This window comes from Metapseudomonas otitidis, from assembly GCF_900111835.1.
Classification (GTDB): domain Bacteria; phylum Pseudomonadota; class Gammaproteobacteria; order Pseudomonadales; family Pseudomonadaceae; genus Metapseudomonas; species Metapseudomonas otitidis.
This window is the reverse complement of record NZ_FOJP01000024.1, coordinates 19,183-35,026: the sequence shown is the minus strand read 5'-3', so window position 1 is coordinate 35,026 and position 15,844 is coordinate 19,183. Positions and strand designations below refer to the sequence as shown.

The 15,844-nt window shown below is 56.7% G+C and carries 15 protein-coding genes; 6 read left to right on the top strand and 9 right to left on the bottom strand.

Going from position 1 to position 15,844, the window contains the following annotated elements:
• Positions 1-37 precede the first annotated feature (37 nt).
• The 4 genes from BM198_RS26050 to BM198_RS26035 form a co-directional block, all read right to left on the bottom strand.
• Entirely contained in the window at positions 38-1,228 is a 1,191-nt protein-coding gene (locus BM198_RS26050) for a GIY-YIG nuclease family protein (RefSeq protein ID WP_031653272.1), read from the bottom strand.
• Positions 1,221-3,332: a DEAD/DEAH box helicase gene (locus tag BM198_RS26045; RefSeq protein ID WP_034012848.1), complete on the bottom strand. Its 2,112-nt coding sequence runs from the start codon at positions 3,330-3,332 to the stop codon at positions 1,221-1,223. Before BM198_RS26045 ends, BM198_RS26050 begins: the two co-directional genes overlap by 8 nt.
• A gap of 117 nt (positions 3,333-3,449) precedes the next feature.
• Positions 3,450-6,230: a class I SAM-dependent DNA methyltransferase gene (locus BM198_RS26040; RefSeq protein ID WP_074973551.1), complete on the bottom strand. Its 2,781-nt coding sequence runs from the start codon at positions 6,228-6,230 to the stop codon at positions 3,450-3,452.
• Between the two features lie 371 nt (positions 6,231-6,601).
• Positions 6,602-6,823 (bottom strand): helix-turn-helix domain-containing protein, encoded by a 222-nt coding sequence (locus BM198_RS26035; protein ID WP_023083092.1) that lies wholly within the window; start codon positions 6,821-6,823, stop codon positions 6,602-6,604.
• Between the two features lie 104 nt (positions 6,824-6,927).
• On the opposite strand from BM198_RS26035, the gene BM198_RS26030 reads away from it, so the two are divergent.
• The 4 genes from BM198_RS26030 to BM198_RS26015 all read left to right on the top strand — a co-directional run bounded on the left by BM198_RS26030 (position 6,928) and on the right by BM198_RS26015 (position 9,892).
• On the top strand, positions 6,928-7,515 hold the full coding sequence (locus BM198_RS26030; RefSeq protein WP_034012855.1) for a hypothetical protein: 588 nt from the start codon (positions 6,928-6,930) through the stop codon (positions 7,513-7,515).
• Entirely contained in the window at positions 7,512-8,912 is a 1,401-nt protein-coding gene (locus tag BM198_RS26025; protein ID WP_034012858.1) for a DEAD/DEAH box helicase, read from the top strand. Before BM198_RS26030 ends, BM198_RS26025 begins: the two co-directional genes overlap by 4 nt.
• 66 nt (positions 8,913-8,978) lie before the next feature.
• The gene (locus BM198_RS26020; protein ID WP_034012860.1) at positions 8,979-9,242 is read left to right on the top strand and encodes a BPSL0761 family protein; all 264 of its coding nucleotides are present in this window, start codon (positions 8,979-8,981) and stop codon (positions 9,240-9,242) included.
• A gap of 14 nt (positions 9,243-9,256) precedes the next feature.
• Entirely contained in the window at positions 9,257-9,892 is a 636-nt protein-coding gene (locus BM198_RS26015) for a DUF6088 family protein (RefSeq protein WP_034012863.1), read from the top strand.
• Positions 9,893-9,955: 63 nt separating this feature from the next.
• Here the strand turns inward: BM198_RS26015 and BM198_RS26010 are convergent, their stop codons facing one another.
• Both BM198_RS26010 and BM198_RS26005 read right to left on the bottom strand, forming a co-directional pair.
• Complete coding sequence (locus tag BM198_RS26010) at positions 9,956-11,110, bottom strand: helix-turn-helix domain-containing protein (RefSeq protein ID WP_031653271.1); 1,155 nt, start codon at positions 11,108-11,110, stop codon at positions 9,956-9,958.
• Positions 11,111-11,116: 6 nt separating this feature from the next.
• Entirely contained in the window at positions 11,117-11,767 is a 651-nt protein-coding gene (locus BM198_RS26005; RefSeq protein WP_031653270.1) for a hypothetical protein, read from the bottom strand.
• A gap of 333 nt (positions 11,768-12,100) precedes the next feature.
• On the opposite strand from BM198_RS26005, the gene BM198_RS26000 reads away from it, so the two are divergent.
• Positions 12,101-12,334: a hypothetical protein gene (locus BM198_RS26000; protein ID WP_031653269.1), complete on the top strand. Its 234-nt coding sequence runs from the start codon at positions 12,101-12,103 to the stop codon at positions 12,332-12,334.
• Between the two features lie 166 nt (positions 12,335-12,500).
• Entirely contained in the window at positions 12,501-12,782 is a 282-nt protein-coding gene (locus tag BM198_RS30590) for a hypothetical protein (protein ID WP_058133589.1), read from the top strand.
• 523 nt (positions 12,783-13,305) lie between these two features.
• Here the strand turns inward: BM198_RS30590 and BM198_RS25985 are convergent.
• Genes BM198_RS25985 through ptxD form a run of 3 tightly spaced genes read right to left on the bottom strand, consistent with a single transcriptional unit; the run spans position 13,306 to position 15,838 of the window.
• Positions 13,306-13,926, bottom strand: coding sequence for a tyrosine-type recombinase/integrase (locus BM198_RS25985; RefSeq protein WP_003118388.1), 621 nt, complete (start codon positions 13,924-13,926; stop codon positions 13,306-13,308).
• Positions 13,927-13,979: 53 nt separating this feature from the next.
• Entirely contained in the window at positions 13,980-14,834 is an 855-nt protein-coding gene (locus BM198_RS25980) for a LysR family transcriptional regulator (protein WP_031653268.1), read from the bottom strand.
• Complete coding sequence (gene ptxD, locus BM198_RS25975) at positions 14,828-15,838, bottom strand: phosphonate dehydrogenase PtxD (RefSeq protein WP_003152798.1); 1,011 nt, start codon at positions 15,836-15,838, stop codon at positions 14,828-14,830. Before ptxD ends, BM198_RS25980 begins: the two co-directional genes overlap by 7 nt.
• Positions 15,839-15,844: the final 6 nt, after the last annotated feature.

Genomic DNA, 15,844 nt, shown 5'->3' with positions numbered 1-15,844 from the left:
TTTCGCCCGGATTTGATCATCACGCTTTAGCTGCGCCTTAACTGACCAGGCGAGCCGTTTTCGGGTCATACGCTACACCGGTAATCGATCCATCCCGAATACGCTCAACTGCTTCATCAATCACATGCAGTGGTACTAGGAACCATTCCCTCGGCTTGACCGGATTGCCGAAGCGGTCTTCGATGGTCAAGTTCAACTGCGCTGCGCCGAACAGGCGGTGGAAGATGTTCTCCAGCCTGGTGCGATTCAGGTTGTGCAGCTTGTAAGTAGCGACCACTTCCACATCTGCCAATAGGTAGGTGGCATCTTTGTTCGCCCCAGCTATACGGGTTTCCACCTTGCCACCGGTCACGCCAATCTTGTGGATCAGCTCGCGGTGTTTGGCTACGAATGGGTGGCTGGACTGGCTGCGCAGCACATAGATAGTGCCAGTCTCGATGTCGTCCGGCTCGGTTATGTCGCTGAACAGTGGGCCGGAATCTACCTTGATGAGCCGAGATCCGGCACGCCCGTCACTGTCTTTGTAGAGCGCCCGCTGCAAGGATCGTAATAGCAGATCGCTTTCCGTCTCATTGGAGTAGATGACGCGCAAGCGCCCATTCATCTCCGCATTTGGCGTCTTGTAAGTGTCGCCCACCTCGGCGACATAGGCAATGAGTCCGCTCAAAATGAAGAAGTCCCCGGCCTCGATGCTCGCGTTCTTGCCAAAGGGCTTGGTTATCCACAATTTCTGCTTGAGGCCCGCTTCCACCTCATCAAACAGCGGCTTGAACTTCTCGAAGTCTTTACATGGGTTTCGAGCGGCAATTTCTTCTGCCGCCCTGATTGCCGCGCTGGAGCGCACATGTCGCAACACTGTGATGTCGTCCTGGTCGACGGACTCACTGCCGATGCCCAGCTCGGCGAGCAAGGCGTCCTCATCCAGGTCATCCACATTTACTGCGGCGTCCGCACTGCCTGACAGTAGGCCGTGACTATCCAGGCCGGCCAGTAGGGTTTGTGCCTCCGGCAGCTTGCGCAGCTGATCCAGGCGTACGGCATACAAGCGCTCGAAGATGTCGCGGTCTTCGCCATGCAGTGGGGCGCGGCCGTGGGTCTGATAGAAGCGCTGAATGTCCTCGAAACCAGCGATGATGCGTTCTTCGCGAGGAGTTCGAGTGGCTGTCTTGAGCGTGGGGACTTCTACCCCCAACGCATCCAGAAGGTCGTCATCGTTCATATCAGCCATTGGCGGATTCCCCCTGTGCCGCTTTGGCCTGGGCGCGGTAGCGTGCCAACGCAGCTACACCTTCGGCCATGCGCTTTTCCCAGGCATCAGCAGAATTGATGTCAGGCAGGCGGCCACGCTCATTCTTGAACTGCAGAGCACGTTTTGCCAGTTCTCGTGCTTCGTCTTCGGGAATGCTCACCTTCTTGGCCGCAATGCTGGCCTGCACCTGGCGCAGGGACTTTTCATCCATCGCCTTCGCCAGTACCGCATAGGCGGCATCGAAGGGGTTGATGCGGTCGATCAGGTCAATGTCCAGCTCGCGCACGTTTACGAACTTGCGCACGCCATCCAGCAGTGCGTTGCTGCCTTGCACGTTATCGCTACCGTTTGCATCTGCCTGCGCCAAAGCCAGTTTGGCCTGTTGGGTAATGTTCATGGCCGCGATGGCGTGTTGGCGGATGGCTTCCTGGTCGACGTCGCTCAAGTCGGGATAACGCTCGCGCACGATCTTGCCCATGCGCAGCTGGGTCAGCTCCTCAGGCAAGGTATTTTCCTTATCGAATAGACCGCGCTCCAGCACGGTTTTGTCCTGCAGGAAGCTGGTTACTACTTCGTTCAAATCTTCCTTGCAGATGCGCGTGGCTTCTGTGCTTTGCGGTGTGGTCAGGCCATTGATCTCGACATGGAACTGGCCCGTGGTCTCATTCACACCCAGATTGGTGCCACCCGTTTGATACCCCTCCGGCCCGTAAGTGAAGCCTTCTTTCGGCCCGGTATCTTTCGGGGTGAACTCATAGCGCGGGGCGAGCACCTGTTCCATCAGCAGGCTGGCGGAAATGGCCTTGAGCATATCGTTTACCGCCTCGGCTACAGCTGCTTGATCAGCCATTGGCTCGGCGATCAGGTTGGTGAAGCGCGAGCGTTCCTTGCCCTCAGCATCGCGCGTGGCGCGGCCAATGATCTGCACGATTTCGGTCAGGCTCGAGCGGTAGCCGATGGTCAGGGCATGCTCACACCAGATCCAGTCAAAGCCTTCCTTCGCCATGCCCAAGGCGATGATTACATCCACGTTGTCGCGGTTGTTCTTCTGAGCCGGGTCTTTCAGTGCGCCTAGCACTTTGGAGCGTTTTCCTGGGTCGCTGTCATCCACAAGGTCGGCCACTTTCAGCGTGCGGCCGTCCTTGGCTTTGATCAGGTGGAAGCCGGTCACCGAGTCGACACCCTGCCAATCGCCCAGCGAGCTCATGATCTCATTGACCTCACGCTCCTTGTCTTTAAGGCTTTCGCGAGCAGCTGGATGTGGGATGTGGACGATGGTTTTCAGCGCCGGGTCCAGCACCTTAGCGACCGCATCCACGTATCTCCCGGTGTAGAAGAAGTAGCCAATATCCAGTGACTTGAGCCAGCGATAGCCGTTGAGCTGCTCGTAGTAGGTGTATGTCACCGTCTCGAACTTATTCTCGTCCGACGGGGCCAGCACGGCCTCGCTGTCGCCACGGAAGTACGAGCCGGTCATGGCCACCAGATGCACCTTGTCGCGGCTGATGAACGCGCTCAGTTGGCTACCCAGTTTGTTGTCCGGGTTGGCGGAAACGTGGTGGAACTCGTCGATGGCAATTAGGCGGTTGTCGAAGGTGTCAATGCCCAACTCTTCCACGGCAAAACGAAAGGTGGCATGGGTGCAGACCAGCACCTTGTCGCTGCTGGTCAGGAAGGCACGCACGGCATCCACCTTGGACTTGGCCACACGCGGTTCATCAATACCTGGTGCATTACACAGGTTCCACTGTGGGGCTACTTGCCAGTCCCAGTAAAAGCCGTGTTGGCTCAGCGGCTCATCTGCAAAGCTGCCGCCAATGGAGCGCTCCGGCACTACGACGATGGCCTGTTGCAGTCCCTGGTTATGGAGCTTGTCTAAGGCGATGAACATCAGGGCGCGGGACTTGCCAGATGCGGGCGGCGACTTGATCAGCAAGTACTGTTCACCGCGCTTGGCATAAGCGCGCTCCTGCATGGTACGCATGCCTAGCTGATTGGCCTTGCTGGATGCCCCTGTGTGCGCGGTAGCAATGGATACCGACGGCACTGTGTAGCTGTTGGTCGGGTTGGTAGTGTTAGTCACTGTGATTCTTGCTCCATGAGAGTGCCATCGCCTGAGCATTGTGGATGCGGCCTTCAAGATCAGCTAACCAATCGCCGCAGCTTTCAGGGGAGGTGGTCAGGCTAGCAGGGATATCGCTCATACCTTTTTCCCTCGTGGCTTTTTCGATGCGGCCCCCAATGTACCCGCTGTCATCTTGGTGTAGAGATCAAACAGCTTTTCCAGTCGCTCGGTATCGTTTTTGAAGCGACGACCGATGTAGATACGCTCCAGCACTTCATCGTTGCGCTCGTGGGCGTGGCGCAGGTTGTCCGGCATGGCTTCTGGATCGTACAAGTCGGCAATGGTCGCGGGAAAATGGGCTTCGCGAGCCAGCAGGATGTCCTCGGCGCAGCGGGTCAGATCGGCCTTGTTCTGTTCGGTGAGCAGTGGTATGGGGAAGGTATTCCAGCCGAGCAAGTTTGAGTAACGAATGTCCGTCTTCAGCTTTCCACATACTGTAGAAATCCACACATGATGAATTTTACTGCTGATAATTGCGAATTCATAACTGTGCCCGCCGACGATTTGCATGTGCGGAGCAATAACGAGAGCATCACTACCTAACAGCCCCGATGTAACATATTCCCTTCGCTCAGATAAAACCTGAGGTATAAATATCTTACATGCCGCCGCATGCCTTCTTTCGGCAAAATACATTGGAACTGCGCTTAGCTTTCGAGTTGCTTCTCGATTGCTTGCTGCGCGATATTTGCGCACGCGATCAAATACGCCCGAAAACTCTTCTTCCTGAGCACTTGATAATGTGGTTGTCTCATCGATATATATATTCCTTCGCACAATCCCCCTGATGAATTCAGCTCCTCCTACGGCGACTTTGAAAATACTCTTATTTTCCGGATTGGCACTGATGCTGGCTCTGTATCTGTCATCGGAGAATGTGAATTCACCGTTGTCGTTAGACATGCTCCCATAACTCATTGCAGATACCTGCGACAATGGAGTCTGTCGCTTTGAGACAACAATGTCGGGCATTGGAACAAGATATGGGCCGATGTTCTCAACTCTGCGCCTAGACTCATCACCATATATGTATCGCTCAGGTCGAGCCCCGTCACGAGCACAGCCAACGATACTGCATGTTACACCTGCATTATTAGATGCATTGTTCGACCACATGAAGCTTGGATGACACCAGTAAATTTTCAGACTATAGCGAGAGATTGTATGGAGGACTATTTCAGCCTGCTCTCCTTGGAATAAGCTGGAGGTTGTCACAAACGAGAAGGCGAATCTCTCAACTTTAGAAGCATACTGCGCCGCCTTTAAGAGCCAGCAGCCAACGTAGTCTAGGTTTCCGGAATTTATGCCTTCGCTTTTAAATAGTGCCGCTATGTCGTCTTTTTGGTCTTTTGTTTGGTACTTTGTCCCAACATATGGCGGGTTCCCGCAAATATATGTTTCTCCACCTTCGTTCGCGAATTCGATCTCCGCCTGATTAAGTGGAGTACTGAACAAGTCATCTGCGAGTAATTTCACAGCTGTGCCTGTAGGAGGACAGATGTTCAGCCAGTCCAGCCATAGCGCATTACCGCAGATGATCCAATTTTGCGCATCCAGCGGTAGAAATTCCGCCAACGCATCCTGCTGGCCTCGATAGAGCACGTCGCACTGAAACTCGGCAATGATCAGCGCCAGGCGGGCAATCTCTGCCGGAAAGTCGCGGAGTTCGATACCGCGGAAGTTAGTCAGCGGTATTTCGGATTTGTTGTGGGCTTCGCCCCGGCGACGATTGATTTCCGCCTCGACCTCACGCATCTGCTTGTAGGCAATGACTAGAAAGTTGCCGGAGCCGCAGGCTGGGTCAAATACGCGGATGCGTGCCATACGCTTGCGCAGATTGAGCAGCTTGGCTTTGTTGTCACCGCATGCATCCAGTTGCTCCCGAAGGTCATCCAGAAACAGCGGATTCAGCACCTTGAGGATATTGGGCACGCTGGTGTAGTGCATGCCCAGTGCGCCGCGCTCTTCATCATCGGCTACGGCCTGGATCATGCTGCCGAAGATGTCTGGGTTGATTTTTTTCCAGTTGAGCTTGCCAGCGTGCAGCAGGTAAGTGCGCGCCATGCGCGTGAAGCGTGGCACTTCGGTACTACCGGAGAACAAACCGCCATTCACATAAGGGAAGGTGTTGGCCCAGCTGGGCAGGCGTGGCTGAGCAGTGGCGCGCTCGGCCAGCTTGATGTTCATGGCGCGGAAGATTTCCGACAGCAACTGGTGGGTGTTTGAACCGTCGCGCTCGCTAAACTGCTCAACTGTCTTGGTAAACAGACCATCGCCACGGAAGATATCGGTATCTTCGGCAAAGAAGCAGAAAATCAGCCGCGCCATAAAGTGATTCATGTCATGGCGGCGTTCGGCCTTGGCCCAGTCCGGGTTCTCGTTTAGCAGCTCGACGTACAGCTTGTTCAGGCGGCTGGTGGCGCGCACGTCGATGGGGTTGTCCTTGATCTCCTTGATGGTGGAGATGCCGGCGAGCGGCAGCAGGAACCCGAAATGGTTGGGAAAGTCCGGGTAGTCGCAGGCGATGGTTTCACCTGTGATCAGCTCTTCGGCCTCCAGCGTTTGTCCGTCGGTGGCTAGTATGAACTTGGCTTTGGCTTTTGTAGTGGCCGGGCTGGCACGCAGCGCCTTGAGCGTTTCGCCCACGCCGCCAAGCTCGCAAGTGGCGATATGGATGTTACTGCGCAGTAGTACGCCGCCGGGTACGTCCGAGGCGTTGTTGTTGCCGGCGCGCAGGCGCTTGAGCGCGGTTTCCTTGTTGCCGAACGCGGCCAGGAAGGTGAACGGGAACTCCGCCGCGTCAAAGGGCTCAAGGGCCAGGTTCGATATGGCGGACTCAATTTCTACTGCATTCATGGTTTACCACTGTCCAGATCGCTGATGCGCGAAGGCGGCGATTTTAGCCGCTAGGATTTTGGGTAATGGCTACATCCCCCGGCCGGCACATGCTGCTCTGTCGGCTTGGCGTTAGCATCAGCAACTCCGCTCTGCTCAGCAGTATTGACGTATGCCTAATGCCATTGACAGCGACAGCCGGGTGTCCTGAACCAGTAACGGGGAAATCAACCACTACACGATGCCGGGGATGATAAAGGAAGGCGCTTCTGTAATGCGAAAAAGCCGCAGACCTCCAAGTATTGTCTGCAGTAGCAGGGGGCATCCGAGAGCGAAATTAGGCCGGGATCTGGTCAGGCCTTCTTGGACACCGCTCTCGATCAGATGCGGAGCTACAGCTCTGACAACTGAGGCATAAGGCAGGATGGATCGCAGGCGAGCTCGCTTGCGATCCGATACAGCTTCTCGACGGTGATGTTTACTTCACCACGCTCGATACGCCCCATATAGCTACGGTCGATACTGCAGGCCAGCGCTAACGCATCCTGAGAAATCCCACAGGCCTTTCTCTGCGTCCGGATGCGTTCCCCTAACGCTTTCGCCAACTTCTCCATGACCGTCTCAATTCCACTTGAGGCGGCACTATCGTGTGTTTGCGGACGCAGGGGCCACGGATTATAATCCGCATTTCTGCTGCGTTAACTCTTCTGGTGCCTCAATGAAATCGGCCTCGTTTATCTTCGACAGGCGTCTGTATGAGCTGCTTCAGGAGGAAGGGTGTGCAAGGTTCACGACGCGTGAACTGCGTGACGCCTATGCTGCTCGCCTGAAGGGCACACAGTTCCGTATCGCCGATGTGCGCCACTACGTGTATGAACAGATCCGCAGAATGCTGCGCATGGGCTGGGTTGTGCTCGATGAAGAGCGCCGTTCGCGGGGACAGGTCTACCACCTGCTGCCGATTCCGGCACATCTGCAACTGGAGCTGATCGACAACGGGTTCGAGAACAGCCATAAGACCGCTTGTGAGTCAGAGCAGGAGCCGTCAGCGTTCAATAATGCGGCGGCACCGCAACCATCAGCCGATGTGGATCAGCACCTGGAAGCGCTCCTCAAGGAAATCAGGCTGGACTTCCTGGCATCGATGGGCGAGGCGGAGCGATACAAGCTGCTCCTCGATGATATGCCGCATCTCCGGGATAAGGTCGAAGGCGAGTACCTGGAAGCTAGAGACCGAAGCTCGCGCCTGCTGGGCCATCTTCGCGCCATCGAGAAGACACTCAAGACGCTTGCCTCCGCACGATGACCACACTGCTTCGAGACTGGCAACGCCGCTGCATCGACACGGCACTAGAGCACTTCACTACCACGCCGCACTTCTTCTGCCAGGCAACGCCGGGCGCCGGCAAGACGCGCATGGCGGCAGAGCTGGCCAACAGACTGCTTGAGCAGGACAGAATCGATCTGGTGCTCTGCTTCGCTCCGTCCTGTCAGGTTGTCGAGGGCTTTCGCTCGTCCTTTGCTGCGGTGCTCGGCAGACGCTTGGATGGCCAACTCGGCGCAGTTGGTGCAGCGTTCACCTATCAAGCCATGGAATACCGAGATGAGGCGTTCTGGCGACTCCTCGATGACTACCGTGTATTCGCGGTTTTTGACGAGATCCACCACTGCGCCGGCCATGATGTACTCCTGAGCAACGCCTGGGGCCAACAGATTCTTCAGCGGGTACAGGACAGGGCCACCTTCACCCTGGCCCTATCCGGCACCCCATGGCGTTCGGACGACCGGGCCATTGCTCTGGCCCGCTACTCGACGCCCGAGGGGTACCTGATCTGCGACTACCGCTACGGATTGAAAGAGGCCATTGCTGATGGTGTGTGCCGCTCCCCTCGCATTGTCCTCCTCGACAACCAGAAGGTGAAACTTACCGAGGAGCTGGACACTGAGAGCACTGTCAGGATGTTTCCCAGCATTGCCAAACTATTGGGGGAGTCCCCTGTCACCTACGAAGAGCTGTTGCGTCATGACGAGGTGATTGATCAGTTACTCGGTCTCGGGTGCAGCAAGCTGGATGAGCTTCGCCTGATCAAGCCTGATGCGGCAGGCTTGGTGGTTGCCACCGACATCGAGCACGCCCAGCAAATTGCTTTGGCCCTGGAAACCCTGGGTGAAGGTTGCCGCATCGTCACCAACAAAACCCCGGCTGCGCAGCAGGTTATCAATGCGTTCAGACACAGCGCCTGCCGTTGGATTATCGCAGTTGGAATGATCAGCGAAGGCACGGACATTCCTCGACTCCAGGTGTGCTGCTACCTCAGTCGCATCCGCACTGAGCTGCATTACCGACAAGTGCTTGGGCGAGTGCTTCGGCGCACAGGCGAGCCCGATAATCAGGCGTGGCTATTCATGTTAGCGGAGCCGACACTGCAGTGCTTGGCAGAGAGAATTGCAGATGATCTACCGGATGACCTGGCAGTGCTGAACGAGGTAGAGATGCCAGCCTCCACTTCAGGTTCAATATCTGGCTGGATTGGGGCTGCTGGCAATATCGATGTCCTGGATGACAGTAATGGAAGTGGCATTGCGCAGGTAATTGGGGCAGGTGCTACATGCACCTTATCCCTGGGGGGCTCTGCCGCTGAGCCAAACCATCTGGTCAGCTTTTCCAAGCACTACCGGCAACAGTTGCTGGCTTGCTTTTGATGCTTGTATGGAGGCCAGAATTCAAGCGTCGGCAGACGTGGTTGACTGAATCAGGAGATAGCCGCATTGACCCTTCCTCACGAAAGAACCCGCAGCGTCATCAAGACCGAAGCGTTCCTGCGAGAGCTCGCCCGTAACACTGAGCTGCCTCAGGATATCCGCAGCTATGCGAAAAGCCTGCTCAGGCACTACCCGTCGGCCGACCAGATCCTCTCGTTGGGGCGCCTTGAAGAGTGCCTGGTGAGCGATGCATCAGATGATGAATATCGACGGCGGGTGATCGCTTTTCATCAGCCGCTGTTCAGCTCGTCATTGGACTTCACTCGATAGAAATGAGAGCCGCAATGTCCAGCACTGATTTTGCTCTGTCGGTATCCACCCGCATTGCGCAACGGGTCAAGCGCTTACCCAAAGGGCAACCCTTCTGCATCAGCCGCTTTGCGGAGCTTGGAGCGCGTGGCGCCATATCCAAGGCAGTAGCTCGGCTGGTCAGCCAAGGCGAACTTGAACGGGTGCATCGAGGAATTTACATGCGCCCGAAATCCAGTCGATACGTTGCACGGGTCCGCCCCAATGTATGGGAAGTAGTGAGCTTGATCGCTAGGCAGAACCGCCATGTTCTTCAGATTCATGGCGCTCATGCGGTCAGGTTGTTTGGACTGAGCACCCAGGTGCCGCTCATTCCGATCTATTACACCAGCGGACCCAGCCGCTCGTTTTTTATAGGTAAGGGTGAGGTCCGGTTGGTACATGCGGCACCAATGGTCATGCAGCGTGCCGGGACCGAGGTAGGGACGGCTATCAGCGCACTATTTTATCTCGGTAAAGACGGCTCGACCCCGGAATGCATTGCCGCGATCAAGAAGGTGCTCAGGCCTGAAGACCTAACCACATTAATGGCCTGCAAAATGCCGAAATGGATGCGCATGGCGTTGGAGCAGTCAGCGCGCATACACACCGTCAACACGCTTGCTCCTTAACGCTCTGTCAGGCAGATTTCCGTTGCTGGCCGAGTCCGACCAAGCGACATCGGCGGCATCCCTTCACCCCTTGACCAAACGAAGATGGGCACCTGATTTCCCACCAGAGTCGGATGGGTTAGCGCTCTGCCCCTTCAACACGTTCAACATCAATCCGAACGTCAATTCATTGATCTCCTCAGGACTGATTGCCAGTTCTCCCGCGACGCCAGCTTTCCCAACCCCATCTGCACGTAACGCGGCGAAAATCTTCTCCAGGATCACTGACCGCTCATGAGCAATAGATTCCGGCTCTTCGGTGCGATAGCCCTCTTGAGCAATCTGAATACACAGCGTTCGGTAAGCCCACTCCGTGGAAAGCCCCAGGCTATGAAGCCGGTAATTTAAGGCTGCCACAGAAACGGACCAGAGCTTCTTGTATTTGATGAGGCTTTTGATAGTGATCGAACGTGGAGCCATCGCTAGAACGCTTGCACGTGGCATTAGAAAAGCCGACGCAAAGGCATTCGCCTCACGCTCTAAATCAGGTCCTTGTGGGTGGGCATGCTGGTGCATAACCAAATGTCCTAATTCATGAGCTGCGTCAAAGCGGCAACGCTCGGCCGACTTAAAGGTATTCAAGAACATAAAGGGGCGGCCGCCACTCCACATCGAGAACGCGTCGACCTCCTTTGCATCAATTGCAAGTGAGTAGACACGAACGCCTTTCGACTCAAGAAGCGCAATCATGTTCTTAACCGGCTGCTCACCTAAACCCCAGTGTGCCCTCAGCATCTCCGCAGCGGCCTCTGGCGCTTGGGCACTGCGTGATAGTGCCAGCTTATCGAGCGCCTCAAAATTCGTCAGTGCAGCGCGTTCGGACCCCAGGTCCGGAAGATCTGGCTCTGGCAAATCGAAACGTTGCTCGATCCAGTCATTCAGCAGGAGCGCAATTGCGCCTGCACCGAGAGCTGAATCCCTAAGGCCAGCAGTCATCTTTGAGAGCGACCGGAAACTGGCAACATCCGGCGTTGGCACCTCAGGATCATCACCAAAGAAAAACGCTTCGGGGAACCGAAGCGTTTTAGCGATTTTTGCCAGGGTTCCAGGCTCAGGCTCCTGCGTGCCGCTCTCGTAGCCGGAGACCGATCGCTCCGTTACTCCTATATGAGTGGCAAGCTCACGCTTTTTCATACCTCGCCGGCGACGGGCGAGCGCAAATCGTTGTGGATTAAACATGATCTATCACGAGCTTTTACGGCGAATTTCGATGTCGATATCCGGACCGCCTGGGGAGGTAACCTCAAAGAAATCATCATCAAGAGCAAGGGTGCCAAGCATGATGCGTTCAGACCAGAAATTGATCTTGCCGCCTTTACCCATTCCCGATGGACGTGAGAGCTCGATGCGGATTTCCTTCTTCACCGTGTCGGTGTGGTGGAGCAGGATCCAGGTCTCATGAGGGCCTGATTCAGGCAGCTCCTCCGGATCGGGCAGCAAGTCAGCAAACATGTCGAACTGGCAATTCCGCTCAACAGCATCAACTGTATTTTTACCCTTCCTGGATCGGCTGCTCGGCATCCCCAGCAGATTTCCAACATAGCTATCCCCCGATGCGACCGCAATCGCGAGATTGAGCGCCGAGTGAACGGTAAGCGGGTAGTTCGACTGTTCATGCGCGACCCACCCTAGTGGGCGCAGCTGATCGCGCACCGCTCCTACCAACCAGCCCCACATTTCAAGGCCGGGAAAAATGCTGGGATGGTTAGGAGTCAGGCGAACCCGCTGTAGGTGAGCTTGATTGATAGCCTCACGCAGTGGCTCGCGCTCCAGACTCAACTGTTCAAGACGGGCGGCGATTTCATCCTGATCACTGAATACCTGGCAAGCCTGCATCTGAGGACTCCTAACACAACGGTGACTTCCGGTTATTCTTCCTCAAATGAGGTTAAAAAACAAGAAGCACACGTCGCGGAGGGAGACCGAGAGGAAGTTGCAGCATGCGTGTTGCCGCCTGTGCATTTTCCACCCACATGCCGGAATTTCATTGACCCAGTTTCGAGCACCAAGCGAGTTGTAGAATTTTGCTTTCAGACTGCTGGGTTAGGGCAGAATAGCGTCGGCACCTGGGTTAAAAATGCACTGGCGATAACATTTGATGTTTGCGGCAGTACCGCCTCCCGTTCCGGATTGGCACAGTAATAGACTTGATTCAAATTCGGAGGAAGCATGGGTATTTCGTATTACCTCGCATGTTTGGAGACCCGGCAATATGTCTGGGTTGGCAGGCTTGACCCACAGGGGGAGGTGCCGGCGGTGGACGTCGAAGGCTCCATCGCCATGTTCGCGCTGGAGAATCGGAACAAACCGTTGATCGTCGTTAGTGAAAGCCATCCGATCCTCGAAGAGGGAATGGAGTGGTCGCCGCCGGCAACGCAAGAAACGTGCAGCGGACAACCATGATCAACCAACGCCAACCGCATCTGTTGAAGACCTGCCATATCCACCGCCGGCATGGCACACCAGGCCATGCTTGAGCTAACGCAGCGGGGCTGGAAAACTGGCAAAAGGCGCTCCGTTGCGCAGTGCCCTCGGTTACTCTTTTTAATACGAAGATGAGGCCTGCCCGGTGACAGAGAGCCATAAAGACACCATTTGCGATGTATGCGCTACCAGTACGAGGGTGCCGGGGTACGGCGAGCAGTTCGGGACGCTTCAGGCGCTCTGGGGCTATGGCGCAGGGCATGATGGCGAACGCTATCGAGTCAATCTATGCGAAAGTTGCTTTTTCGCGGCGCTAGCGTTTTTGAAGCAGGAGCGCCGCACGCAGAATCTGTTCAGCGATGAGCAGCCCTGCGAGGAACGCCCATTCGGACTAGTCGACCGTGATGACTACTTTGGTGATTCGTAGCCATATTGCAGAGATGAGGTTATTAGCTCGCCAGCATCGAACTCAGGCCATGTCAGCACGACTTCTCGCTACAATGGCGTCACCCGCAATCGTCTAGGGATCTCGCTTGACTGACACAATACTCACTGAAGTCGAGATGCGGCGCGCACTCGGTCTTGATCCCGCTCCATCAGAATCGAAGCAGCCAATTCCCAAACAGCACTCCACCTTCACACTCGTTGAATTGAGCGTGCGCAAGAACGGTGGTTCGCCATTCCGCTTCGAGCACCGCTCCCGTTCCATCAGTACTCTCGCTGCCCAACTCGAGGCCGAGAAAGCAGCACGGGAGAAAGGGTATGAGGTCTGGGTCGTGTTGGATATCAGGCAGGTTTCATCATAGAGCCGCAACAGCCGTCATTCAGTCCACGCCTCGCTGATTGCTCTGGGGCAATGAACGCTTGAGTCAACTAGATCGAGTCAGTTCGCACTCGGGCAGCTCTTGGCCGGTTAGCGACGGCCTGACTTTGGCCGTCGCTACACATGGTCACACTTCGGTCTGTTCCGCCATTTCCAAGGCGTCATCGACCTCAATTCCCAGATATCGAACGGTGCTCTCCAGCTTCGTATGGCCGAGCAGCAGTTGAACGGCCCGCAGGTTCTTCGTCCTGCGATAGATCAGTGATGCCTTCGTGCGTCTCATTGTGTGAGTGCCATACATGGCTGGGTCAAGGCCAATGGCTTTCACCCAGCCTTTGACGATACGGGCGTACTGACGAGTGGATAGATGGTCTGAGTTATGCAGTCGACTCGGGAACAGGTAGTCCTCGCCGCGGAGCTGTACTTGATGTATCCAAGCCGCGAGCGCCGCCCGAGTTTGCTCAGTGATCTCGAACTGCACTGGCCGCTGTGTTTTCTGCTGCATCACTATTGCTCGTGATGACACCTGCTCACCATGGGCAACGTCCCGCACACGGAGCTTGGTTAAGTCGCAGGCTCGAAGCTTGCTGTCGATGGCCAGGTCGAAGAGAGCCAGATCCCGAGTTCTTTCTGCAATTTGAAGCCTTACTCGGATGGCCCAGATATCTCTCAGTCGGAGTGGGGTTTTCTGTCCGACCAGTTTTCCTTTGTTCCAGGGCTGGCGGCTGCAGGTAGCGATGATGTTCATAGCAAGTCCTCCACGTGTGGGAGGACAAGAATGGCTAGCCTGAACGGTGGTCGCTAACCGGCCAATAAGTGCCGCACAAATCCCGGCGGGTGCAGATTTCCGGGCGGTTTGCGCCAGATCAGTTGGAGACGCTTTTCAAGCCCCGGGATGGGAAGAGCTACCAGCGCGCCACTGCGAACTTCGTCTTGTACTGCGGAAGCCATCACCAACGACACGCCGAGTCCCGCCCTGACTGCTTGTTTGATTGCCTCGGTGCTGCCTAGCTGCATACCGCTGCGAGGCACGCCCAGCTCGCCAAAGTATTCGGTCAGAAGCCGTCCGGTACCGCTACCCGGTTCACCTCCCAGCATCGGCAGGTCCACCAGACGATCGCGTTCTATGCACCCTGCTTCAGCCAGCGGATGGTCGGGGCTGACGATAAGTACCAGCGGCTCGACCCGCCAGAGGCGGTGTTCGAAGTCGGGGTGAGGTAGCCACCATTCCATGATCGCGGCGTCGAGCTGGCCCGCCAGTAGCTGGTCGGCCACATCCGGGTTGGCGGCGATGCGCAGATCCACCTCGCCCCTCTCATTTGCGGTCGTCAGATAGCTGCGCACGAATGGCTGGAGAAGGTAGGTGCCGATGTTGGAGCTGGCCCCGACGCGCTCACTATTTCCATGCAGGGCTTCTAGCGCCCGGGCGTGCATGTCGAGCAAGGCGGTCGCATGCGGCATGAAGGCCAGCGCACGTGTGGTAGGCTGGCAGCCGCTACGACTGCGCTGCACCAGCGTTACGCCGACCTGCTCTTCAAGCTTCTGCAAGTGCTGCGACACCGTCGGCTGGGCCAGCCCCAACGCCCTCGCCGCGCTCTGAAAACTGCCTGTTTGAACGATCGCTACCAGGCTCTTCAGCCAGACCGGATTCAACATGCGGCAGGCTCGGCCTGGGGCAGACGGTTCGCAGCGTTGATTGGGCGCGCACCTGCCAACGCCTGGATGATGCTCTGCGCTGCACAACGTTCAATCTCCAGGCGCACCGCGCGCACTGCCGACCCTATGTGCGGAGTGAAGAGCGTATTCGGATGCGCGAGCAGCGCAGGATCGATCAGCCGCGGCCGGTCCGCGCGAGCCCAGTCTTCCATTTCGAATACATCCGCCGCATACCCGCCGAGCTGGCCTCGCTCAAGCGCCGCGAGCACGGCGGCTTCATCCACTACCGAACCACGACAGGGGTTTACAAGCAGAGCGCCCGGCCGTACGAGGGCAAGCAGCTCGGCGTTGACCAGATGCTCAGTATCGGCATTCAAGGGAAGCGCCAGCAGGATGAAGTCCGAGCTGGCGAAGAGTTCGCTGCACGCCACCTGGCGCAGGCCGAGCCGTTGCTCGGTTTGTGTATCCAGAGCCTTCGCCTCGTGGTACTGCAGGGTCGCGCCCCATCCCTGCAAGCGCTCAGCCATGGCCTGTCCGATGGCGCCCATGCCAAGGATGCCGACCGTCGCGTTATCCAGCCCCGTGCCGTAGAACTGTGGTTGCCAGCCCTGGAACTCGCCAGAGCGGACGAACGCATCTGCTGCGCGCAGATGCCGCCCCAGCCCCACCGCCAGTCCGATCGCCAGCTCGGCAGTCGGGACCGTCAACAGATCAGGCACGAAGGTCAACCAGACCCCGCGGGCAGTACAGGCGTCCACATCGAAATTGTCGAAGCCCTTGAGCGCGCAGCCGACCACACGCAGCTCGGGGCAGGCTTGGAGAAATTCTGCATCGACCCGATCGGGCATGAACGCCATCATCGCCTGAGCATCGCGGCAGCGGCGCAGAATTTCCTCGCGCGTCAGCGTGCTGTCGCTCTGGTTGGTCATCAGCTCGCAATGTGGCGCCAGCAGTTGCAGGATCTCATCGTGTACTCGGTGAGTTATAACGAGTTTCGGCAGCATGGTTTG